19 protein-coding genes are annotated in these 21,541 nt (G+C 66.6%); 9 read left to right on the forward strand and 10 right to left on the reverse strand.

Features of this window, described 5'->3' with window-relative positions; all coding sequences use genetic code 11:
• Positions 1 to 41: 41 nt before the first annotated feature.
• From ATCM_RS09920 to prmB, 4 genes are all read right to left on the reverse strand, one after another.
• Complete coding sequence (locus tag ATCM_RS09920; protein ID WP_132864368.1) at positions 42 to 1,067, reverse strand: aspartate-semialdehyde dehydrogenase; 1,026 nt, start codon at positions 1,065 to 1,067, stop codon at positions 42 to 44.
• 81 nt (positions 1,068 to 1,148) lie between these two features.
• The gene (locus ATCM_RS09925) at positions 1,149 to 2,204 is read right to left on the reverse strand and encodes a D-glycerate dehydrogenase (protein ID WP_132864369.1); all 1,056 of its coding nucleotides are present in this window, start codon (positions 2,202 to 2,204) and stop codon (positions 1,149 to 1,151) included.
• A complete protein-coding gene (gene aroC, locus ATCM_RS09930) occupies positions 2,197 to 3,303 on the reverse strand; it encodes a chorismate synthase (protein WP_132866125.1) in 1,107 nt (368 codons plus the stop codon). The genes ATCM_RS09925 and aroC overlap by 8 nt, the downstream gene beginning before the upstream one ends.
• A 76-nt stretch (positions 3,304 to 3,379) precedes the next feature.
• On the reverse strand, positions 3,380 to 4,309 hold the full coding sequence (gene prmB / locus ATCM_RS09935; protein ID WP_132864370.1) for a 50S ribosomal protein L3 N(5)-glutamine methyltransferase: 930 nt from the start codon (positions 4,307 to 4,309) through the stop codon (positions 3,380 to 3,382).
• 213 nt (positions 4,310 to 4,522) lie between these two features.
• On the opposite strand from prmB, the gene ATCM_RS09940 reads away from it, so the two are divergent.
• Positions 4,523 to 5,170, forward strand: coding sequence for an SCO family protein (locus ATCM_RS09940; RefSeq protein ID WP_132864371.1), 648 nt, complete (start codon positions 4,523 to 4,525; stop codon positions 5,168 to 5,170).
• On the forward strand, positions 5,167 to 6,009 hold the full coding sequence (asd, locus tag ATCM_RS09945; protein ID WP_132864372.1) for an archaetidylserine decarboxylase: 843 nt from the start codon (positions 5,167 to 5,169) through the stop codon (positions 6,007 to 6,009). The genes ATCM_RS09940 and asd overlap by 4 nt, the downstream gene beginning before the upstream one ends.
• A 74-nt stretch (positions 6,010 to 6,083) precedes the next feature.
• Here the strand turns inward: asd and ATCM_RS09950 are convergent, their stop codons facing one another.
• Complete coding sequence (locus tag ATCM_RS09950; protein ID WP_132864373.1) at positions 6,084 to 7,670, reverse strand: transglycosylase SLT domain-containing protein; 1,587 nt, start codon at positions 7,668 to 7,670, stop codon at positions 6,084 to 6,086.
• A gap of 122 nt (positions 7,671 to 7,792) precedes the next feature.
• On the opposite strand from ATCM_RS09950, the gene ATCM_RS09955 reads away from it, so the two are divergent.
• Together ATCM_RS09955 and ATCM_RS09960 are read left to right on the forward strand one after the other, a co-directional pair.
• A complete protein-coding gene (locus ATCM_RS09955; RefSeq protein ID WP_132864374.1) occupies positions 7,793 to 9,298 on the forward strand; it encodes a helicase HerA-like domain-containing protein in 1,506 nt (501 codons plus the stop codon).
• A 72-nt stretch (positions 9,299 to 9,370) separates the two neighbouring features.
• Entirely contained in the window at positions 9,371 to 10,639 is a 1,269-nt protein-coding gene (locus ATCM_RS09960) for a DUF4013 domain-containing protein (protein WP_132864375.1), read from the forward strand.
• 72 nt (positions 10,640 to 10,711) lie between these two features.
• Here ATCM_RS09960 and ATCM_RS09965 read toward each other — a convergent pair whose 3' ends face one another.
• Positions 10,712 to 12,166: a rhomboid family intramembrane serine protease gene (locus tag ATCM_RS09965; RefSeq protein WP_132864376.1), complete on the reverse strand. Its 1,455-nt coding sequence runs from the start codon at positions 12,164 to 12,166 to the stop codon at positions 10,712 to 10,714.
• Positions 12,167 to 12,272: 106 nt separating this feature from the next.
• Between ATCM_RS09965 and greB the strand changes: the two genes are divergently transcribed.
• Entirely contained in the window at positions 12,273 to 12,776 is a 504-nt protein-coding gene (gene greB / locus ATCM_RS09970) for a transcription elongation factor GreB (RefSeq protein ID WP_132864377.1), read from the forward strand.
• Positions 12,777 to 12,852: 76 nt separating this feature from the next.
• Here greB and ATCM_RS09975 read toward each other — a convergent pair whose 3' ends face one another.
• Both ATCM_RS09975 and rimO read right to left on the reverse strand, forming a co-directional pair.
• Positions 12,853 to 13,677 carry a DUF3025 domain-containing protein gene (locus ATCM_RS09975; RefSeq protein WP_243693986.1) on the reverse strand — a complete coding sequence of 275 codons (825 nt, stop codon included), beginning with the start codon at positions 13,675 to 13,677 and terminating at the stop codon, positions 12,853 to 12,855.
• A gap of 8 nt (positions 13,678 to 13,685) precedes the next feature.
• Positions 13,686 to 15,047, reverse strand: coding sequence for a 30S ribosomal protein S12 methylthiotransferase RimO (rimO, locus tag ATCM_RS09980; protein ID WP_132864379.1), 1,362 nt, complete (start codon positions 15,045 to 15,047; stop codon positions 13,686 to 13,688).
• Between the two features lie 426 nt (positions 15,048 to 15,473).
• Between rimO and ATCM_RS09985 the strand changes: the two genes are divergently transcribed.
• The 3 genes from ATCM_RS09985 to ATCM_RS19110 are packed head-to-tail and all read left to right on the forward strand — an operon-like array spanning position 15,474 to position 16,751.
• Positions 15,474 to 16,133 (forward strand): dienelactone hydrolase family protein, encoded by a 660-nt coding sequence (locus ATCM_RS09985; RefSeq protein WP_132864380.1) that lies wholly within the window; start codon positions 15,474 to 15,476, stop codon positions 16,131 to 16,133.
• Positions 16,130 to 16,552 (forward strand): HIT family protein, encoded by a 423-nt coding sequence (locus tag ATCM_RS09990; protein WP_132864381.1) that lies wholly within the window; start codon positions 16,130 to 16,132, stop codon positions 16,550 to 16,552. The genes ATCM_RS09985 and ATCM_RS09990 overlap by 4 nt, the downstream gene beginning before the upstream one ends.
• Positions 16,553 to 16,583: 31 nt before the next feature.
• Positions 16,584 to 16,751, forward strand: coding sequence for a DUF5668 domain-containing protein (locus ATCM_RS19110; RefSeq protein ID WP_089153126.1), 168 nt, complete (start codon positions 16,584 to 16,586; stop codon positions 16,749 to 16,751).
• 81 nt (positions 16,752 to 16,832) lie between these two features.
• On the opposite strand, the gene dcd is transcribed toward ATCM_RS19110, so the two are convergent.
• A complete protein-coding gene (dcd, locus tag ATCM_RS09995; RefSeq protein WP_132864382.1) occupies positions 16,833 to 17,405 on the reverse strand; it encodes a dCTP deaminase in 573 nt (190 codons plus the stop codon).
• 141 nt (positions 17,406 to 17,546) lie between these two features.
• On the reverse strand, positions 17,547 to 18,389 hold the full coding sequence (apbC, locus tag ATCM_RS10000) for an iron-sulfur cluster carrier protein ApbC (protein WP_132866126.1): 843 nt from the start codon (positions 18,387 to 18,389) through the stop codon (positions 17,547 to 17,549).
• A gap of 291 nt (positions 18,390 to 18,680) precedes the next feature.
• Here apbC and ATCM_RS10005 point away from each other — a divergent pair, with 291 nt between their 5' ends.
• Positions 18,681 to 21,491, forward strand: a complete 2,811-nt coding sequence (locus ATCM_RS10005; RefSeq protein ID WP_132864383.1) for a TonB-dependent receptor — start codon at positions 18,681 to 18,683, stop codon at positions 21,489 to 21,491.
• Positions 21,492 to 21,541: the final 50 nt, after the last annotated feature.

Consider the following 21,541-nt stretch of genomic DNA (forward strand, 5'->3'; position numbering starts at 1 on the left):
AGTGGAAACGCCGGCCCTCGGGCCGGCGCTTTGGGAGGGGCTCAGCCGCCGTTGGCGACCAGCTCGGCCACCTGCACCGCGTTGAGCGCGGCGCCCTTGCGGATGTTGTCGGCCACAACCCACATGTTCAGGCCACGCGGGTGCGAGAGATCTTCGCGGATACGCCCGACGTAGACCGGGTCGGTGCCGGAGGCATGGGTGACCGGGGTCGGGTAGCCGCCGGCCTTGCGCTCGTCGACGACCTTCACGCCCGGGGCGCTGGCCAGCAGCGCGCGGGCCTGCTCGGTGCTGATCTTCTTCTTGGTCTCGATGTTGACCGCCTCGGAGTGGCCATAGAACACCGGCACACGGACGGCGGTCGGGTTCACCTGGATGCTGTCGTCGCCGAGGATCTTGCGGGTCTCCCAGACCAGCTTCATTTCCTCCTTGGTGAAGCCGTTGTCCAGGAACTCGTCGATGTGCGGGATCAGGTTGAAGGCGATCTGCACCGGGAACTTGGTCGGCTCGATCTCCTGGAAGCCCAGCAACTGCGCGGTCTGCTTGCCCAGTTCCTCCATGCCGGCCTGGCCGGCACCGGAAACGGACTGGTAGGTGGCCACGTTGATGCGCTCGATGCCGTATTCGCGATGGATCGGCGCCAGCACCGGCATCAGCTGCATGGTCGAGCAGTTCGGGTTGGCGATGATGCCGCGCGGGCGGTTCTTCGCCGCTTCCGGGTTCACCTCGGAGACCACCAGCGGCACGTCGTCGTCGTAACGGAACGAGGACGAGTTGTCGATGACGACCGCGCCGGCGGCGGCGAACTTCGGCGCATATTCCTTTGAAATGCCGCCACCTGCCGAGAACAGCGCGATCTCCACGCCGGTCGGGTCAAACGTGGCCAGGTCCTGGATGGTGATCTTCTGGCCTTCGAAATCGACCTGCTGGCCGGCCGAACGCTCGGAAGCGAGCAGGCTCAGCGTGCTGATCGGAAAATTGCGCTCGGCCAGGATCGACAACATGGTCTGGCCGACGGCGCCGGTGGCGCCAACAACGGCTACGTGGAAACGACGGGCTTCATTGCTCATGGGGTGCACTCGAAAAAAGGATGGGGGGACACACGTCGAGCCAGGTTCGGGGAACCTCCGGCAGACAGCCTCGGAGGCTCCCTATCGTTTTTTGGTGCCAATGACTTTCGTGCCGGCGATGGCGATGCGGGCGTTGCCGCCGGCCAGCAGCTCACCATTGATGGTATTGGCCGGCTGCCCGGCCGCCGGGCCAAGACCCAGCCCGGCCAGCAGGTTGTCCACGGCCACCTGCACCATCGCCCGGCGCGTGGCCAGCGAGGCACTGCCGATATGCGGCGTCAGCACGATGTTGCGCAGCGCCAGCAACTCCGGGCGCACGTTGGGTTCGTTCTCGTAGACGTCCAGGCCGGCCGAGGCGAGCCGGCCGCTGGCCAGCGCGTTGGCCAGCGCCAGCTCATCGACGATGCCACCACGGGCGATGTTCACCAGCGTGGCGCTGGGCTTCATCTTCGCCAGTGCGGCAGCATCGATCAGGTGGTGGTTCTGCGCGGTGTACGGCAGCACCAGCACCAGGTGATCGGCTTGCGCCAGCAGCTCGTCGAAACCGACGTAGCTCGCCCCGACCGCCTGTTCCACGTCCTGCGGCAGCCGCAAACGGTTGTGGTACAGCACCTTCATGCCGAAGCCATGATGGCCGCGGCGGGCGATGGCCTGGCCGATGCGGCCCATGCCCAGGATGCCCAGCGTGCTGCCATGCAGGTCGGCGCCGAGCATGGTGGTGAACGACCATTGCCCCCAGTTGCCCTCGCGCAGCCAGCGGTCCGACTCGACGATGCGCCGGGCCGCCGCCATCAGCAGCGAGAAGCCCAGGTCGGCGGTGGTTTCGGTGAGCACGTCCGGCGTGTTGGTGGCGATGATGCCCGCCGCACTCAACGCCGCGATGTCCAGGTTGTTGTAGCCGACACCGACGTTGGCGACGATCTTCAGGTCCGGCGCGTTGGCGATCTCGGCCGCACCGACGCGCTCGTTGAGCGTGATCAGCGCGCCGTCCATGCCGGCCAGGCGGGCAAGGATCGACGCACTGTCATGCGCGGTGACCTCCGGCGTGGCGACCACCTCGCAGTACGCGGCCAACTGCGCGACGGTGTCGTCGAACAGCGGCTGCGATACCCAGACGCGGGGCCGTGGTTCAGTCATCGATGCTGCCCGGGATGCGCGGGCTCATCTGGCCGACATCACCGCATTGCGCGCGGTGGCGCAATGCCTGGTCAACCAGCACCAGCGCCAGCATCGCCTCGGCGATGGGGGTGGCGCGGATGCCGACGCAGGGGTCGTGGCGGCCGGTGGTGATCACCTCGACCGCATTGCCGGCCGTGTCCACCGTGGCGCCGGGCAGACGCAGGCTGGAGGTGGGCTTGAGCACCATCGAGGCGACAACCTGCTGCCCGGTGGAAATGCCACCGAGGATGCCGCCGGCATGGTTGGACTGGAAGCCCTCCGGGCTGATCAGGTCACGGTGTTCGGTGCCCTTCTGCGCGGCACTGGCAAAGCCGTCGCCGATCTCCACGCCCTTGACCGCGTTGATGCTCATCAACGCGGCGGCGATGTCACCGTCGAGCTTGCCGTAGATCGGTTCGCCCCAGCCCGGCGGCACGCCGTCGGCGACCACGTTCACGCGCGCGCCGACCGAATCACCGGACTTGCGCAGCGCATCCATGTACGCCTCCAGCGCCGGCACCTGGGCGGCGTCAGGCCAGAAGAAGGGGTTTTCCTCGACCACGCTCCAGTCGAAACCGACCGGGGTGATCTCGCCCAGCTGCGACAGGTAGCCACGCACGGTCACCCCGTGGCGCTGCTGCAGCCATTTCTTGGCGATCACGCCGGCGGCCACGCGCATGGTGGTCTCGCGCGCGGAGGAACGGCCGCCACCGCGCGGGTCGCGGATGCCGTACTTCTGCCAGTAGCTGTAATCGGCATGGCCCGGGCGGAACTGCTGGGCGATGTTGCTGTAGTCCTTGCTGCGCTGGTCGGTGTTGCGGATCAGCAGTGCGATCGGCGTGCCGGTGGTGCGGCCTTCGTAGACGCCGGACAGGATCTCGACCTCGTCGGCCTCGCGGCGCGCGGAGGTATGGCGGCTCTTGCCGGTGGCACGGCGCTGCAGGTCGTGGGTGAACTCCTCCGGCGCGATCTCCAGCCCCGGGGGACAACCGTCGATCACGCAGCCAATGGCCGGCCCATGCGATTCGCCGAAGGTGGTGACACGAAAGAGTTGTCCGAAGGTATTCACGTTGCCGATTCTGTCCTGCGCTTGTGCCGTCAATCCCGCACCGGGGAAAACACGGCGAAGGCCCGGGCCCTCGCCGCCTGCGCCCTTACGGGCGCTGTGCCGCCAGTTCGGCGATCCGCGCATGGTGGGCGCGCAGCTCGGCCGCCTCCACCGCGAAGATGCCCATCTGGCCGACCTTGAACTCGATCCAGGAGAAATACACTTCCGGCAGCAGCTTGATCAGGTGCTGCTCGGAGTCGCCCACCTCGCAGATCAGCAGGCCTTCCTCGGTGAGATGGTCCGGCGCATCGCGCAGGATCTTCAGCACCAGGTCCAGGCCATCGTCGCCGGCGCGCAGGGCCAGGTCCGGCTCGTGCGAGTACTCCTGCGGCAACGCATCGGTCTCGTCGTTGGTGACGTACGGCGGGTTGGTGACGATCAGCTCGTATACCCGGCCCTGCAGGCCGTTGAACAGGTCGCTCTTGACCAGTTCGACGTTGTGCGCGAGCAGGCGTTCCTTGTTCTCGAACGCCAGCGACAGCGCGGCGTCGTTGACGTCGCTGCCGTCGACCTGCCAGTTCGGGTAATAGTGGCCCATGGCGATGGCGATGCAGCCCGAGCCGGTGCACAGGTCCAGCGCGCGGGTGACATCACGGCCGGCCAGCCACGGCTCGAAGCCGTTGAGGATCAGCTCGGCGATCGGCGAGCGCGGCACCAGTGCGCGCGCGTCGCTCTTGAAGCTCAGGCCCGCGAACCAGGCCTCGCCGGTCAGGTAGGCCGCCGGCTGGCGCTCGTTGATGCGGCGCTCGAACAGCGCCAGCACGCGTTCGCGCTCGTCCGGCAGCAGCCGCGCCGCGCCGTAGGCCGGGCCGAGGTCCGGCGGCAGGTGCAGGCTGTGCAGCACCAGCTGGGTCGCCTCGTCCAGGGCGTTGTCATAGCTGTGGCCGAAGGTCAGGCCTGCGGCATTGAAACGGCTGGCGCCGTAGCGGATCAGATCGATGATCGTGTGGAGTTCGGCAGCCGCCTGGGCAGTCATGGCAATACGGAAATACTTGAAAGGTCTGCGATTATAGGCGCGTGCCCGGTATATTGAGTGCCCAGTTGCAGCCGAAACTTCGGCAATGGCCGCCAGCACCCGCCCGCCGGGGCCTTCCCGGCCCATGGGAACAGGCCTGCAATCCCCTACACTCCCGTGTCCCGCCCGTGGCCCACTCCCGCAGTGGCCACCTCCGAACGGAAGCAACGGCCCATGTTCAACCGCAATATCGGCATCATCCTCGCCATCGCCCTGGCGGCCGGCCTCGGCCTGGTACTGGCTCAGAAGGTGTTCGGCCCGTCCAGCAAGGGCACCAACGGCACCAGCTCGATCATCTTCTACGGCACCCCGCGCACCCTGCCGGAATTCGACCTGGCCCAGTCAGACGGCACCCGGCTGATCCCCGGCGAACTGCATGGGCACTGGAGCCTGGTGTTCCTGGGCTTCACCGCCTGCCCGGACGTCTGTCCCACCACCCTGGCCGAGCTGGCCCAGGCCCAGAAGCAGTGGCAGGCCATTCCCGACAGCCTGCGCCCGCGCGTGGTGCTGGTGTCGGTGGACCCGGAACGCGACACCCCGTCCAAGCTGGGCGAATACGCCCATGCCTTCCACAAGGACACCCTGGCCGCGACCGCGGATATCCCGTCGCTGGAGCGTTTCGCCACTGCGCTGGGCATGGTGTTCCAGAAGGTGCCGGGCAAGCATTTCGAACAGAACCCCAACGACTACAGCATGGACCACTCCTCCAGCATCGCGGTGCTGGACCCGAAGGGCCGCCTGGCCGGCCTGATCCGCCCCCCGTTCAACCCGCAGGCCATTGCCAGCGACCTGACTAAGCTCACCGAGAACACCGCCCCATGAGTCTGGTAACAACGCTCACCTACGTCCTGCCCCATCGCCTACTTTCCTCGATGGCGCGCTCGCTGGCCTATTCGCAGAACCCGCGGATCTCGCGCTGGCTGATCGACACGGTGACCGAAAAATTCAACGTCAACCTGGCCGAGGCGGCCAACCCGGATCCACGCACCTACCCCAGCTTCAATGCGTTCTTCACCCGCGCCCTGAAGCCGGGCGCACGTGCGGCCGCCGCCGACCCGCGCACCCTGACCATGCCGGCCGATGGCCGCATCAGCCAGCTGGGCCCGATCCAGGACGGCCGCATCTTCCAGGCCAAAGGGCAGTCGTTCACCGCCGCCGAGCTGCTCGGCGATGCCGCCGACGCCGTCCCGTTCAACAACGGTGTGTTCGCCACCGTGTACCTGTCCCCGCGTGATTACCACCGCGTGCACATGCCCTGGACCGGCACCCTGCGCGAAACCGTGCACGTGCCGGGCCGTCTGTTCAGCGTCGGCACCGACGCGGTGGCCAACGTGCCGCGCCTGTTCGCCCGCAATGAGCGCCTGGTCTGCCATTTCGACACCGATTTCGGCCCGATGGTGCAGGTGATGGTCGGTGCGCTGCTGGTCAGCGGCGTGGAGACGGTATGGAGCGGCGAGGAGATCCCCGCCTACGGCGACCGCATCACCCGCAAGGACTGGCGCGGCAAGGGCATCACCCTGGAACGCTTCGCCGAGATGGCGCGTTTCAACTATGGCTCCACGGTGATCGTACTGCTGCCGCCGGGCGTGGCCGACTTCGAGCCGTCGTTGAGGGCCGAAAGCCCGGTGCAGCTGGGCCAGGCGCTGGCGACGTTGAAGTAGGCCAGACGTAGCCTCCCCCTCCCCGACCCAAAAAAGGGCGCCCTGCGGCGCCCTTGTTCATTGCAGGAACCGCCTCAGCGGTCGCAGCCTTCCAGCTTCAGCCGCTGCCCCGGCTTGATCGCATAGGCCGGCGCGCGCAGGCCATTGGCGCGTGCCAGGGCCGGCACCTCGCACTGGAAGCGGCTGGCGATGCGGCCCAGCGTGTCCCCCCGCGCCACCGTGTAGCTGCGTGCCTGGCGGCGTGCCGGAGTGGCCGGACGCGGTGCCGGGGCGGGCGTGGCGACCGGCGGCGGCACCTGCCCGCCCTGCATGGCCTGCACATCGCCCACCGCCACGCTGCCGGTGAAACTGGTCGCGGTCGGGCGCTTGATCGCCGCATTGACGTCGGCGGTGATCAGGGTGCGCGCCAGATCCGCGCGCGGGCCGCTCACGCAGTAGCGGTTGTACAGGCCGGCAATGCGGGTGGTCGCGTTGATCGTGGTGCCGGCCGGGATCCAGCCATCAGCCTCGTAGCGCGGGTTGAGGTTGCGCAGCGCACGCATGTAGCCATCGCGCGTGCCGGTGCTGCCCAGGCAGATGGTCAGCTCATAGATGGTGGTCGAACGGGCCAGCCGGATCGTCGCCGGCTGGCCGTTGATCTTCGGGAACTCCACGCCGTACTGCTGCGGGTGCAGGAAGATCCAGGCCGCAGCGATCACCATCGGCACGTAGTCCTTGGTTTCGCCCGGAAACTGGTTGTACGCCGAGTCCGTCCAGAAGCTCTGCCCGCCCATGTCGCGGTAGATGCGGGCCGCCCGGCCCTCGCCGCCGTTGTAGGCGGCCAACGCGTATTCGATGTTCCGGTTGAGTCCGCGCATGCGCTCGTTCATGTAGGCCGCGCTGGCCTCGGCGGCGCTGCGCGGGTCAAAGCGCGTGTCAAAGCCGGTGCCATCCGGGCCCAACCCGAAGCGGCGGCCAGTGGCCGGCATGAACTGCATCAGGCCGGCGGCGCCCACCCGCGAGGACGCATGCACGCGGCCATTGGACTCCTTGGCCATGATGCCGAACAGCAACGCCTCCGGCAGACCGCCCTTCTCCCACTCCGGCCACATCACGCCGCGCAGGTTCATGTAGTTCTCGTAGCTGGTCAGCAGCGCCGGGCGCATGTCGGTCAACCAGCGGCGGATACCGGCCTGGATCGCCGGGTTGTACTCGACCATGTCGTCGAAGGCATGGCGGTGGTCGTTGAGCAGGGCCGCGGCACGGGCCGCTTCCGGGACATCGGCCCGCAGCGGCGCGACATGGTCCGGATCCGCCTCGACCGGCATGCCGGCGTCGTCGTCCTCGTCGGCCGCCGCACCGTCCACCTTCTGCTTGAGCAGGCGCTTGTAGGTGGTCAGCAGGCCACTGACCGTACAGCCCTTCTGCGCGATGCAGGCGGTGATCACGTCCTCCATGTCCTCCAGCGCCGCATCCGACTCGGCGGTGCCCTTGGGATCGGCGTTGTTCACCAGCACCAGCGCGTCGCTGTAGCGCTTCTCCGCCGCCGCCATGCGGGCCTCGATGGCCTCCACCCTGGCCTTGTCGCGGGCCGACAGCGCATGCGCCGCCGGCACCACCGTCAACAACGAAGCCGCAACCAGCAGCGACCAGGGACGAAGAGAGAACAGGGATACGGACATCAGCAACACTGCGCGCGAAAGGTCAGGCAGGGTAGCCGCCGGACTTGCCCGGGGGCAACAATGACACCGTCCCGATACAGTCGGCCGTTAGAATCCCCCTTCATTCATCTATGAGTGCTTCCATGGACCCGATCCTGCTCGGCAAAGGCGTCACCGACGACATCGCCGTCACCCTGCTCCCGCGTTTTGGCAACCGCCATGGCCTGATCGCAGGGGCGACCGGCACCGGCAAGACGGTGACCCTGATGACCCTGGCCGAGGGCTTCTCGCGCCTGGGCGTGCCGGTGTTCATGGCCGATGTGAAGGGCGACGTGGCCGGCCTGGCCGTCCCCGGGGAGGGCGGCGAGAAGCTGGCCCAGCGCGCCGCCGAGATCGGCGTGGACGGCTACGCCCCGGCGGCCAGCCCGGTGGTGTTCTGGGACCTGTACGGCCAGCAGGGCCACCCGGTCCGCACCACCGTCAGCGAGATGGGCCCCACCCTGCTGGCGCGCATCCTGGAGCTCAACGACACCCAGTCCGGGGTGCTGGACATCGTGTTCAAGCTGGCCGACGACCGCGGCCTGCTGCTGCTCGACCTGGACGACCTGCGTGCCCTGCTCAACCTGGTGGCAGAGGAACGCAAGGACATCTCCACCGAGTACGGGCTGGTCAGCGCGCAGTCGGTGGCCGCCATCCAGCGCTCGCTGCTGCGGCTGTCGCAGGACGGCGGTGAAGCCTTCTTCGGCGAGCCGGCGCTGGAACTGGCCGACATCATGCGCGTGAACCATGACGGCCGCGGGGTGGTCGGCATCCTCGCCGCCGCCCAGCTCATCCTCAAGCCGCGCCTGTACTCGACCTTCCTGCTGTGGCTGCTGTCCGAGCTGTTCGAGCAGCTGCCGGAAGTGGGCGACCTGGACAAGCCCAAACTGGTGTTCATCTTCGACGAGGCGCACCTGCTGTTCGACGACGCGCCGCCGGCGCTGGTGCAGCGCATCGAGCAGGTGGTGCGACTGATCCGCTCCAAGGGCGTGGGCGTGTACTTCTGCTCGCAGTTCCCGGATGACGTGCCGGCCAACATCCTCGGCCAGCTCGGCAACCGCATGCAGCACGCCCTGCGCGCCTTCACCCCGCGCGACCAGAAGGCGGTCAAGACCGCGGCCGAGACCTTCGTCCCCAACTCCAAGCTCGACGTGGTCGCCACGCTGTCGCAGTTGGGCACCGGCGAAGCCCTGGTCTCCACGCTGCAGGACAAGGGCGTGCCCTCGCCGGTGCAGAAGACCCTGATCGCCCCGCCCCGCTGCCGGATGGGCGCGATCACCGAGCCTGAGCGCGCCCAGGTGCGCGCCGGCAGCCCGGTCGGCACCCGCTACGACACGGCGGTCAACCGCGAGTCGGCGGCCGAGTTGCTGGCCAAGCGTGCCGAGAAGGCGACCGAGCAGGCGCAGGCACCGAAGGCCCGCACGCGCCAGCAGGACGAGGAACAGGAAAGCGGTTTCGGCCAGAGCATCAAGGACGCCATCTTCGGCACCAAGCGCCGCCAGGGCATGATCGAGACGATGGCCAAGCAGACCACCCGCACCGTCGGCACCAAGCTCGGCAACCAGATCGTGCGCGGCATCCTCGGCAGCATCTTCGGCGGCAAGCGCTGAGTAGCGCCGGGTGCCGGCCGTTGCCGACACCCGGCCCTCCCCCCAGAATGTGCACAGCACCACGGGGGATTCATGGAAGATCGTTCGCATCAAAACTCGTCCCGCAGCACGCCCGAGCCGTTCTGGCAGCGGCTGCCGTCCATCACGTTCTACCCGGTGCGCGGCGCGGCGCTGTATGCACTGATCGCGCTGACCCTGTGCACCCTGCTCGGCCTGCTGCCGGGCATCGGCTGGATCCTGGCCATCGTGGTCTGGGTCGGCGTCTACCGTTACGCCTTCGAGATCCTGCGCGAGACCGCCAACGGGCGCCTGGCCGCGCCGGAGAACACGCTGTACTCCAGCGACGGCACCGTGATCCGCCTGCTGGCGATGATGATCCTGATGGGTATCTTCGTGGTCGTGGTGGCAGCCTTCCTGGGCCCCATCATCGGGTTGGCCGCACTGGCCGCGGTGGTGTTCCTGCAACCGGGCTGCGTGATCTCGCTGGCCATGGACGGCAGCCTGCGCGCCGCCCTGAACCCGGCCACGCCGATCACCCTGGCCGTGCGTATCGGCTGGCCCTACCTGGCGGTGTTCCTGCTGCTGTTCGTGATCCAGGCCAGCGCACTGACCGCCGGCAAGTGGCTGCATGCCGTCATGCCCCCGATCATCGGCGACCTGGTGCTGACCTTCTTCAGCATCTGGGGGTTGTTCGCCACCTTCCACCTGCTGGGCTACATGGTCTACCAGTACCACGATGTGCTCGGTTTCGAGCCGGAAGGCGCGCCGCAGCCCCTCTCCCGCAGTGCCCCTGACCAGGCGCTGCTGGACGAGGCCGAGCACTTCGTCCGCGACGGCCACCCCGAAGCGGCCATGGATGCACTGCGCGCGGCCGTCCGCAGCCGCGCGGTCGGCTTGCCGGTCCATGAGCTCTACCATCGCCTGCTGCGCCGCAAGGGAGTCTCCGACGCCCTGCGCGAGCACGGCCGCCAGTACATCACCCGCCTGCTGGCCGAAAAGGAGGAGCGCCAGGCGATGCAGGTGCTGCGCGAGCTGCTCGAAACCGATCCGGACTTCGCCCCGGCCGATCCGGAGCAGGCCAGCACCCTGGCCGAGCGCGCCCGCCTGAGCGGCCAACTGCAGCTGCAGCTCGATGCCCAATTGGCCATGCTCAAGGCGTGGCCGCGCGCGCCGCTGGCACCGCAATGGGCGGTGCAGGCCGCACTGCTGCTGGCCGAACGCTACAGCCGCGATGATGAAGCGCGCGCCCTGCTGGAAGACGCCCTGGGCCGCTGCGAAGACCCCGAACAGCGCCGCAAGCTCGAAGCCGCGCAACGGGCATTGAGCCCGCACCTGGCGTGAACCGGTTCGGCCCCTGACAGTGGCGGGGAGTTCATCCCCGCCTGCGGCGTGGCGACCGGGGCACGACGGGCCTCAGCTGTTCTCGAGCAGGAACCGCGCCTTCCCCGCCTGCTCCGAACCCGGGTAACGCCGCGCGATGCCATCGAGCAGGCGGCGCTGCTCCTCCGGCGCGTCCAGCTCACCGTGGCGCAGGGCCAGGCGCAACCACCACTGGGCCTGTTCGCCCTCCGGCAGCCCGGAGGCCTTCAGCAACAGGGCCTCGGCTTCCGCCAACCAGGCCTGCTTGAAGCAACGCGCCAGCACTGCCCGCAACGTCGACGCGGGCGGCATCACCGGCGAGGCCTGCAGCTTTTTGACCAGGTCATGCTGCGCGGCGCGCTCGGCGGGGTCCGTCGCCTCCAGCATCATCGCCTCGCTCAGCCGCGCCAGTGCGGCCGCACCGCGGCCATCGTTGTCGGCGACACGCAAGCGCGCCAACGCCACGTCCAGCCGGTGCGGCTGCTCGGCGGCCAGCGCGGCAAGCAGCCGTTCGGCGGCGGCATTCTCCATCCGTCCCATGTGCAGCAGCGCCTGCTCCCAGCGCGTGTCGGGGGCTGCCGGAGCCTCGTCCTCACGCATGAAGGATTCGCGGGTCTGGTGGGTGAGCACCAGCACGCCGCCCAGTAACGCGCCACAGACCAGGCCACCGGCATGCGCGTCGAAACCGATGCCCGCCCCCTGGTTGGTGAAAAGGTTGAACACCTCCCAGCCCAGCCAGACCGGCAGCAGCCAGATCGCCGGCGCGCGCACGTAGTTGAAGAGGATCCCGAACCAGTAGAAGAACCGCACCGGGCGCAGCCCCCACACCACGCAGAATGCCCCCATCACCGCGGCGATCGCGCCCGAGGCCCCCAGCCCGCCGCCGACCTCGCCCCAACGCCACAGCACGCTCACCGCACTGGAACCCAGCGCGCCCAGCAGGTAGACAGCCAGGAAGCGCCAGCTGCCGATCGCCCCTTCCAGCAGCAGGCCCAAGGCCACCAGCAACACCATGTTGCCGAACAGGTGCAGCGCGTCACCATGCAGGAAGGCCGAGGAGAACATCCGCGGCAGCGACCATTCCGAACTGCGCAGCAGATGGCGCAGGGTGAACACCTGGTCCAGCCGGGACTGGTATTGCTGGTGCAACGGTGCCCATTCGTTGCGCTCTTCTTCCGTATCGAACAGTTCGCCGTGCTGCAGGGCCTGCTGGAATGCGACGTCAGTCTGCGTCGAGGCGGCCAGATAAACCGACTTGTCATGCGCGGGCAGCGCCTCGAACGCCTGCAACGCTTCGACCTGCCCGGTTTCGATCAGGTGCTTGCGGTAGGCCGGCACCTCGCGGGCGTCGAGGCCAGAGGCCAGGTACCAGGCCTGTGCAGCCTGGACCTTGTCCTCGTCCGGCACCTGCCAACCGAAGTAGATCAACACATTGACCAGCACCAGCAAGGCCGTCACGCAGGGAAACGTGGCCAGGCTCAGGGGCTTGTGCAACGGCAGGATCAACATCGACGGACATTCCCTTGTCTGGACGGCGCAGCTTCAGCGATCCGATAGCCGCGCGCAAGCGCCCGCGGCTACCATGGCGTCCTCCCGCAAAGCATGCATTCCCGCAATGAGCCGTTGGCGCCCACCTGCAGAAAAAAGCACCGCGCTGATCACGCCCCAAGGCCACGCGCGCCTGAAGGCCGAGCTGGACGAACTGTGGCGCCAGCGCCGCCCGGAGGTGGTCAAGGCGCTGGCGGCGGCGGCGGCCGAAGGTGACCGCTCGGAGAACGCCGAATACACCTACCGCAAGAAGCAGCTGGGTGAAATCGACCGGCGCGTGCGTTACCTGAGCAAGCGCCTGGAAGCCCTGCGCGTGGTGGACACCCGCCCCAGCGACCCGGAAGCGGTGTTCTTCGGTGCCACGGTCGAGTTGGAGAACGTCGATTCGGGCGACAGCCATGTCTACCGCATCGTCGGCCCCGACGAGACCGATGCGGCCACCGGCTGGATCAGCATCGATTCACCGCTGGCCCGTGCCCTGCTGAAGAAGCGCATCGACGATGAGTTCAGTGTCGAGCTGCCCGGCGGCATCACCCGCTTCGTGCTGGTCGATGTCAGCTACGAGGGCTGACCCGGGCAAGACCCCCATCGCAGAAAGCGGCCAACACGCAACAACGTAGCGACCGTTGCGGGGATTGCATCCCCGCCTACGCGGGTTCGGCCAACGCGGGCGGATAGCGACGCCCCTCACGCAGCGGGCGGAAGTAGTCCACCTGCGCCAGGAGTGTCGCAGCCTGGTGCGGATGCCACCCGGGGATACCGGCCAACGGCAACGGGCGCAATTCGGATGCAGCGGCCAAGACCTGCCCGGCGGTGATCGCCGCGGCGACCCGCTCCACGGCAGCGGCGTCCGCTTCACCGTGCACCACCACGCACTTGCCGACCAGCAAGCGTCCCGGCACCAGCATCTGTTCCATCAACGCGTGCCCGATCACGGCGGCCACGGCGATGTCACCCCGTCGCCAGCCCGCCGGCGCGAACAGTGCCGGCCAATCATGCCGATCCCACGCCAGCAGCAGCGCCGGATCGCGCACGCGCACGATCACGCCGGATTCGTCGAACTGGGTCAGGGCCTGCTGCGCAGGGTTGCGTTCGCTCGCCCCCAATCGCGCGATATGCAGGCACTGCCGCGCATTGAGCGCATGCTTGATCGCCGGATGGCGCATCCACACCAGCGCGTTGAACAGGTCATGCCAGTTCTCTTCGCGCGTGGCGATGCGCCCCTGCGCAATGCGGGTTTCGTAGTGCAGGCCATCGGCTAGCAGTGCGGCGTCCTGTGCCACGAAACGGTGATCCGGCGACGCCAGCCGCGCATTGAGCGCTTCGATGGCGGGCCAATCCGCGCCGGTCAGCAGGTCCCGTTGGTCGGCATAACCGTCGAACACGGGATGCCGGAAACACTCGGCATCCACCTGCCCGCGCAACGGGGCAATGAACCGACGCCGGCCCTGGCCGGCGCCTACTTCATTCACCGTTGCGGTCACAGCACCTTGAGATCGAACGGCTTGGCCGCCTGCTCGACCAGTGCATCACCGAACAGGTCGTGCTCGTCGCTGTCGGTGATCTCCACGTTGACGAAGTCACCCACGCGCAGGCGTGCTTCCTCGCCGTTCTGGATATGCACCAAGCCATCGATCTCCGGCGCATCGGCCTTGGAGCGCGCCACCGCGATGCCATCCTCGATCACATCGACCAGGCACTGCTGCACGCTGCCGATCTTTGCTTCGAGCTTGGCGGCGGAAATGGCCGCCTGCTTCTCCATGAAGCGGACCAGGCGCTCCTGCTTTACTTCTTCCGGCACCGGGTCCGGCAGGTCGTTGGCAGTGGCGCCATCTACCGGCGAGTACGCAAACGCACCCACGCGGTCGAGCTGGGCGACATCCAGGAAGTCGAGCAGCTGCTCGAACTCGGCGTCGGTCTCGCCGGGGAAGCCGACGATGAAGGTCGAGCGCACGGTGATGTCCGGGCTGATCTCGCGCCAGCGCAGCACGCGCTCCAGGGTCTTGTCGACCGCGCCCGGGCGCTTCATCAGCTTGAGGATGCGCGGGCTGGCGTGCTGGAACGGGATGTCCAGGTACGGAAGGATCTTCCCTTCGGCCATCAACGGCACCACGTCGTCCACGTGCGGGTACGGGTAGACGTAATGCAGGCGGGTCCAGGCATCGAGTTCGGACAGGCCTTCGCACAGCGCCTTCATGCGGGTGGCGTATTCCTTGCCGCGCCAGGTGCCCGGCGCGTACTTGCGGTCCACGCCGTAGGCAGAGGTGTCCTGCGACACCACCAACAGCTCGCGCACGCCGCCCTTCACCAGCCTCTCAGCCTCGCGCAGCACTTCATCGACCGGGCGCGACACCAGGTCGCCCCGCATCGACGGGATGATGCAGAAGCTGCAACGGTGGTTGCAGCCTTCGGAAATCTTCAGGTAGGCGTAGTGGCGCGGGGTCAGCTTGATGCCGTAGTCCGGCACCAGGTCCACGAACGGATTGTGCTTGGGCGGCAGGGCCGCATGCACGGCGTCCATGACGCTGGTGTAGTCCTGCGGGCCGGATACCGACAGCACGTCCGGGTAATGCTCGCGGATCATCTCCGACTTCTTGCCCAGGCAGCCGGTGACGATGACCTTGCCATTCTCGTTCATCGCCTCGCCGATGGCATCCAGCGACTCGGCCACGGCCGAATCGATGAAGCCGCAGGTGTTGACCACCACCACGTCGGCCGAATCGTAGGACGGCACGATGTCGTAGCCCTCCACCCGCAACTGGGTGAGGATGCGCTCGGAGTCGACGAGGGCCTTCGGGCAGCCAAGGCTGACGAAGCCGACTTTGGGGTTCAGCTGGGACATGTTCACGGAATTCTGAGGGCCGGGGCCGGTATGACCACAGGGCCGGAAAGCGGGCGATTATACCGGTCACCCACCGCCCTGCCCTGCAACTGGCTTAATGCGCCCCGCACACACCAATGAGCGACGCCAAAGCCCCTCTCCCGTCCGCCCCTTCGGGGCACCTTCTCCCGCTGGCGGGAGAAGGGAGCGCCGCCGCCTGTGCCGTGCATGCATGGCCCCGCTGTGCCGCGCAGCCACCGTCCAGTGCCGCAGAAAGCGAAGGCCCCTCTCCCGCACACGGGAGAGGGGTTGGGGTGAGGGCCGCTCTCCAGCACCCGTTCCAGAAACCAAAGCCCCCCCCATCATCCGTCCCTCTGGGGCACCTTCTCCCGCCGGCGGGAGAAGGGAGCACCATCCCCGACTTCCCCCTCAATTGGAGCTTCCCCCATGTCCCAATGGATCACTCTCTCCACCGCCCACGGACCGGTCCGCGCCTGGCAGGCGCTACCCGCGGGCACTCCGCGCGCCGGCCTGGTCGTCATCCAGGAGATCTTTGGCGCCAACGCGCACATTCGCCACGTCGCCGAACAGTACGCGGCCGAGGGCTACGCGGTGCTTGCCCCGGCCTTCTTCGACCTGCTGGAACCGGGCCTGGAGCTGGCCTATGACGCCGAGGGCGTGAACCGCGGCAAGGAACTGGTCACCGCGCTGGGCGTGGACCGCGCGGTCAGCGTGGTCCAGGCCGCCGCCCAGCAGCTGGAGCGCCACGGCAAGGTCGGCACGGTCGGCTACTGCTGGGGCGGCACCATTGCCATGCTGGCCGCGCAACGGCTGGGCCTTCCCTCGGCCAGTTACTACGGCGCGCGCAACGTGCCATTCCTGGACAGCCCGTTCAAAGCCCCGGCAATCTTCCACTTCGGCGCGCAGGATGCCTCGATCCCGCCGGCCGCCGTTGCAGCGCATCGTGAAAAGCAACCCACATTGCCGGTATATGTGTACCCGGCCGACCACGCCTTCAACCGTGAGGTCGGCATGCACTACCACGCCCCCAGCGCCGAACTGGCGCGCGAACGCACCTTGGCCTTCTTCAGTGAGAACCTGCGATGACCGAAGCTGTGACGTCCGATTTCGAACTTGATTCCCGCCTTGCCACCGACAGCGTGCTGATCGCCGATGGCCCCCTGTCCCAGATCCGGCTGATGAACGACGACCGCTTTCCCTGGGTCGTGCTGGTGCCCCGCGTTGCCGGGGCCAGCGAATGGATCGACCTGGACGGCGCCCAGCAGCGCCTGCTGCTGGCCGAGATCAACCAGATCTCCCAGCACCTGAAGCAGAAGCCCAACGTGACCAAGATCAACATCGGGGCGCTGGGCAACATCGTGCGCCAGCTGCACGTGCACCTGGTGGGCCGCAACGAGAACGACCCGGCCTGGCCGGGCCCGGTCTGGGGCAGCGGCAAGGCCCAGCGTTTCGATCCGGACGTGCTGGCCGAGCGTGTCGAAATCTGGCGCCAGCGGCTACGATAGGCGCCTCACCACCAACGGACACTGCACGCCGATGCGCTCCAACCTGATCGCCGCCCTGATCCTGATCATCGTCGGCCTGTTCTTCCTGGCCAAGAACCTGGGCTGGATCAACGGCAACATCGGCTCCATGCTCGCCACCTGGTGGCCGGCCATCCTGGTCGCAGTGGGCATCGGCATGCTGTTCGGGCGGGGCAAGTAAGGCCGCCGCACCTGCCGCGGAACCGGCGGAAAACAAAAAGGGCGCGGAATCCGCGCCCTTTTTCGTTGCCGCATGCCAGGCTCAGGTGCGCGGCAAGGTCACGCCGGTCTGGCCCTGGTACTTGCCGCCGCGGTCCTTGTACGAGGTCTCGCAGACATCCTCCTTGTCGGCCTGGAAGAACAGCATCTGTGCCACGCCTTCGTTGGCATAGATACGCGCCGGCAGCGGCGTGGTGTTGGAGAACTCCAGCGTCACGTGGCCTTCCCACTCCGGCTCCAGCGGCGTGACGTTGACGATGATGCCGCAGCGCGCGTAGGTGCTCTTGCCCAGGCAGACCACCAGGGTGTCGCGCGGGATGCGGAAGTACTCCACCGTGCGTGCCAGCGCGAACGAATTCGGCGGGATGATGCACTCGTCGGCCTCGATGTCGACGAAGCTCTTCGGGTCGAAGTGCTTGGGGTCGACGATGGTGGAGTTGATGTTGGTGAACACCTTGAACTCGCGCGAGCAACGCACGTCGTAGCCATAGCTGGAGGTGCCGTAGCTGACGATGCGGTTGCCATTGACCTGCTTGATCTGCCCGGCTTCATACGGCTCGATCATGCCGTGCTGCTCGGACATGCGGCGGATCCAGCGGTCGCTCTTGATGCTCATTCAATGGTCCTGATTTCGTGGGATCGCGCAGCCTGGTGCGCCGGTCGGGGCACGATTCTAGCGCAGGGGCCTTGTATCGCCGAGCCCGAGCCGGGGCTGCCACGGCTCGGCGGGCAGCGGCCGGACGACGCCGGCAGCCGGTCAGATCAACGAGGACACGATCGGGATGCTGGCGCGTGGGCGCTTGGCCAGTTCCTCGGCCATGCGCCGGGCCGCGGCCAGGTAGGCCTGGGCCGGTGCGGAATCCGGTGCAGCGGCCACCACCGGCGTACCGACGTCCCCCTGCTCGCGGATGCTGATGTCCAGCGGCAGCGCACCCAGCAGCGGCACGCCGTACTGCTCGGCCATGCGCTGGCCGCCGCCCTCGCCGAACAGATGTTCGGTGTGGCCGCAGTTGCTGCAGGTGTGCACGGCCATGTTCTCGACGATGCCGAGCACCGGAACCTCGACCTTCTCGAACATTTTCAATGCCTTGCGCGCATCCAGCGTGGCGATGTCCTGCGGCGTGGTGACGATCACCGCACCGGCCACCGGGATCTTCTGCGACAACGTCAGCTGGATGTCACCGGTACCCGGCGGCAGGTCGATCAGCAGGAAGTCCAGGTCGCCCCACAGCGTGTCGTTGAACAACTGGGTCAGCGCCGAGGTGGCCATCGGGCCGCGCCAGATCATCGGCGAGTCGGGCTCGATCAGGAAACCGATGGACATCGCTTCCACGCCAAACGCCCGCAACGGCTCGATGGTCTTGTTGTCCGGGCTCTCCGGACGGCCGCTCAGGCCCAGCATCGCCGGCACGCTCGGCCCGTAGATGTCGGCATCGAGCACCCCGACCCGCGCCCCCAGCGCGTGCAGCGCCAAGGCCAGGTTCACCGCGGTCGTGGACTTGCCCACCCCGCCCTTGCCGGACCCGACCGCAATGACGTTGCGGATACGTGAATGGGGAGAGAGCCCCTTTTGAACCTTGTGGGATGAACCCACGGGAATCGACGCTCCCACTTGCAGACCTCATTGCACCAGCGATTGGACAGCGAACTATAGCGCGCTGCAGCAAAGACGCCCCCTCACGCCTGCCGGCCGTTGTCAGGACGTGTCACAAACATTTGCCGAATTCGTTATTTATGACTTTGGCGTGAACAATTGACATCCAACGTTAACAGGGTGTTAACTTGATTCATCGGCGCATGAAGCTCTCTTTCAGTCAACCAGAAGAATCCTAAAAGCACCTGCGTAACGCCGAATACAAGGAGTTTTGGGGGATTTCACCAGGGGATACACATGATCAAGCGCAAGAACCTCAGCCGGAATCCGTTGAGCTACGCACTGCTGACTGTGATGGCTGTTTCAGCAGCGCCCGTCTTCGCTCAGGACAGCGCGTCCGGCGAGAAGGCTGCCCACGCCACGCAGCTCGACAAAGTCACGGTCACCGGCTCGCGCATCAAGCGCGCCGAGGTCGAAGGCCCCGCGCCAGTTACCATCGTCACCTCGCAGGACATCGAGAAGCAGGGCTTCAGCACCGTTTACGACGCTCTTAACACCCTGAGCCAATTCACCGGTTCGGTACAGAACGAACTCAATGCCAACGGCTTCACCCCGAACGGCAGCTTCCTGAATCTCCGCGGCCTCGGCCCGGGCTATCAGTTGATTCTGATCAACGGCCGACGTGCAGCCGACTATCCGCTGCCCTACAACGGTCAATCCAATGCCGTGAATCTGGCGAACATTCCGGCCTCGGCCATTGATCGCATCGAGGTGCTCTCCGGTGGCGCATCTGCCATCTATGGCTCCGACGCGGTGGCCGGTGTGGTCAACATCATCATGAAGACCAACTTCGATGGCGACCTGGTCAGCGTACGCGCTGGTACCACCACCCGTGGTGGCGGCGACACCGGCCGCTTCCAATGGACGGGCGGCAAGACCACTGAGCGCTCCAGCCTGACCTATGCATTCGAGTTCCTGGGGCGTGAAGCGATCTACGCAGGGCAGCGCGACTTCATGGATTCCACCCGCGACGATCCCTCCTTGACCGACCCGGCAGATGCCACCGCGTATCCGGGTATCCGTTACACCGTGTGGGTCGACGGCAACGGCAACCCCACGGCCAACCCCAGCGCCCCGGGCCGCAAGCTTGGCTGGGCGATGGCCGACAACCTCAACACGACCTGCGGCCGGTTCAACGAGTTTGAACCCGTCACCGTCAATGGCCAGGCGTACTGCGGATATTTCGGCTACCCGGCCGGCCAATCGATCCGCAACTCCGACAAGACCTACAACGCCTATCTGTATGGCACCCATGAGGTGAACGACAACATCCAGGCATGGGCCCAGCTGAGCTACAGCAACAGCCAGTCCACGGTCGCGTCCTCCTCGCGCTTCTTCAGCAGCGCATCGGTGCTGGGCGCCAACAATTTCTACGACCCCAACATTGGAGCTGTGGTAGGCAACGTCTACCGCTTCATCACGCCGAGTGAGATCGGCAACGGTGGCGGACAGCCCAGCAAGTACAAGGAGCAGTCGCTCGATGCCGCAGCCGGCCTGCGCGGCTCCATCCTCGACGGACGTTTTGACTGGGACGCAACGCTGTCCCACTCGCGTTACCGCGCCGATGAAGAGTACAACTGGCTGGTGCAGTCCAAGGTCCGCGACCTGTTCTTTGGCCAGCGTTTGGGCACCCACGCGGGCACGGGCTATGGCATCTACGCGATGAACATGGACCGTTTGCTGAACCCGCTTTCCTCGGCAGACGTCAAGGCAATCAGTTCGTCCTACAAGAACGAATCATCCTCGCATGTCACCCAGGGTTCGCTGGTCATCAGCGGTGATCTGTTCGAACTGCCGGCCGGCAGTCTATCCATGGCAGCGGTGCTGGAGGCCGCAGGCCAGAAGTATGACGTCAGCCCCGATGCACGTGCACGACTGGACTACACCGGCGACGATGCACCGATGGGTCTGACCTCCACCGGCGGCTCGGGCAGTCGCGATCGTTACTCGGCGGGCGTTGAATTCAGCATCCCGCTGCTCTCTTCGCTCAAGGCGAATCTGGCCGGTCGCTACGACAAGTTCGATGACGCCAGCGACATCAATGGTGCCTTCACCTGGTCTTCTGGCCTCGAGTGGCGCCCGATCGAAAGCCTGTTGCTGCGCGGCTCCTATGCCACGAGCTTCAAGGCGCCTGACATGCACTACATCTACGCAGGTGAGTCTGGCTTCTATACGTATGCGTTCGATGAGTATGCCTGTCGTTCGGCTGGCCTGAACCCGACCAGCACCGCCGACTGCGGCGGCTCCCTCTACCATCCGCAGGTCTTCGGCACCCGCAAGGGCGACCCTCGCCTGAAGGCGGAAGAAGGCAAGTCGTTCACCGCTGGCGTGGTCTGGGACGTGATGGACGACCTGTCACTGACGGTCGACTACTACAACATCGAACTCGACGGGGCCATCAGCGACCTGACCGGCCGTCTCTTCCGCGACGAAGCCGCCTGTCGCCTGGGTACCAACCGCGACGGCAGCCCGGTCGATGGCACGTCGGAGCGCTGCCTCGAGGTCATCAGCCGTGTGATGCGCGACGGCAACGGCGACATCGTCGAGATCGCCACCTACCCGCAGAATCAGGCCACGACCAAGACCTCCGGCATCGACGCGTCCGCCGACTACAAGCTCACCACTGACCGGCTTGGCAAGTTCGGCGTCAAGGCGGCCTGGACCCATGTACTGAAGTACGATGTGCAGCGCTTCGCTGGCGAGACCTTTGAGAACCAGCGTGACAACAAGCAGTTCTTCAACTTCCGCAGCCGCATCAACTGGGAAGTCAACTGGGAGCGTGACGACTGGGCAGCCAGCGTCTACGGCTACCGTTGGGGCTCGCTGCCGAACTGGGCCGAAACTGGCCGCATCGGTTCGCACGTGATCTGGAACACCAACATCCGCAAGAAGATCACCAACAGCGCGACGCTTGGCTTCTACGTGAACAACGTGTTTGACAAGATCCACCCGAGCGACAACACGTACAACCAGTACCCGTACTTCTTCTACTCGTACAGCCCGGTTGGCCGCGAAGTGTTCGTCCAGTTCGACTACAAGTTCAACTGATAGGCAATGCAATAGCAGAAAGCCCGGCTTCGGCCGGGCTTTCCTTTGCC

It is taken from the genome of Stenotrophomonas sp. ATCM1_4, from assembly GCF_004348115.1.
Lineage (GTDB): Bacteria > Pseudomonadota > Gammaproteobacteria > Xanthomonadales > Xanthomonadaceae > Stenotrophomonas > Stenotrophomonas capsici.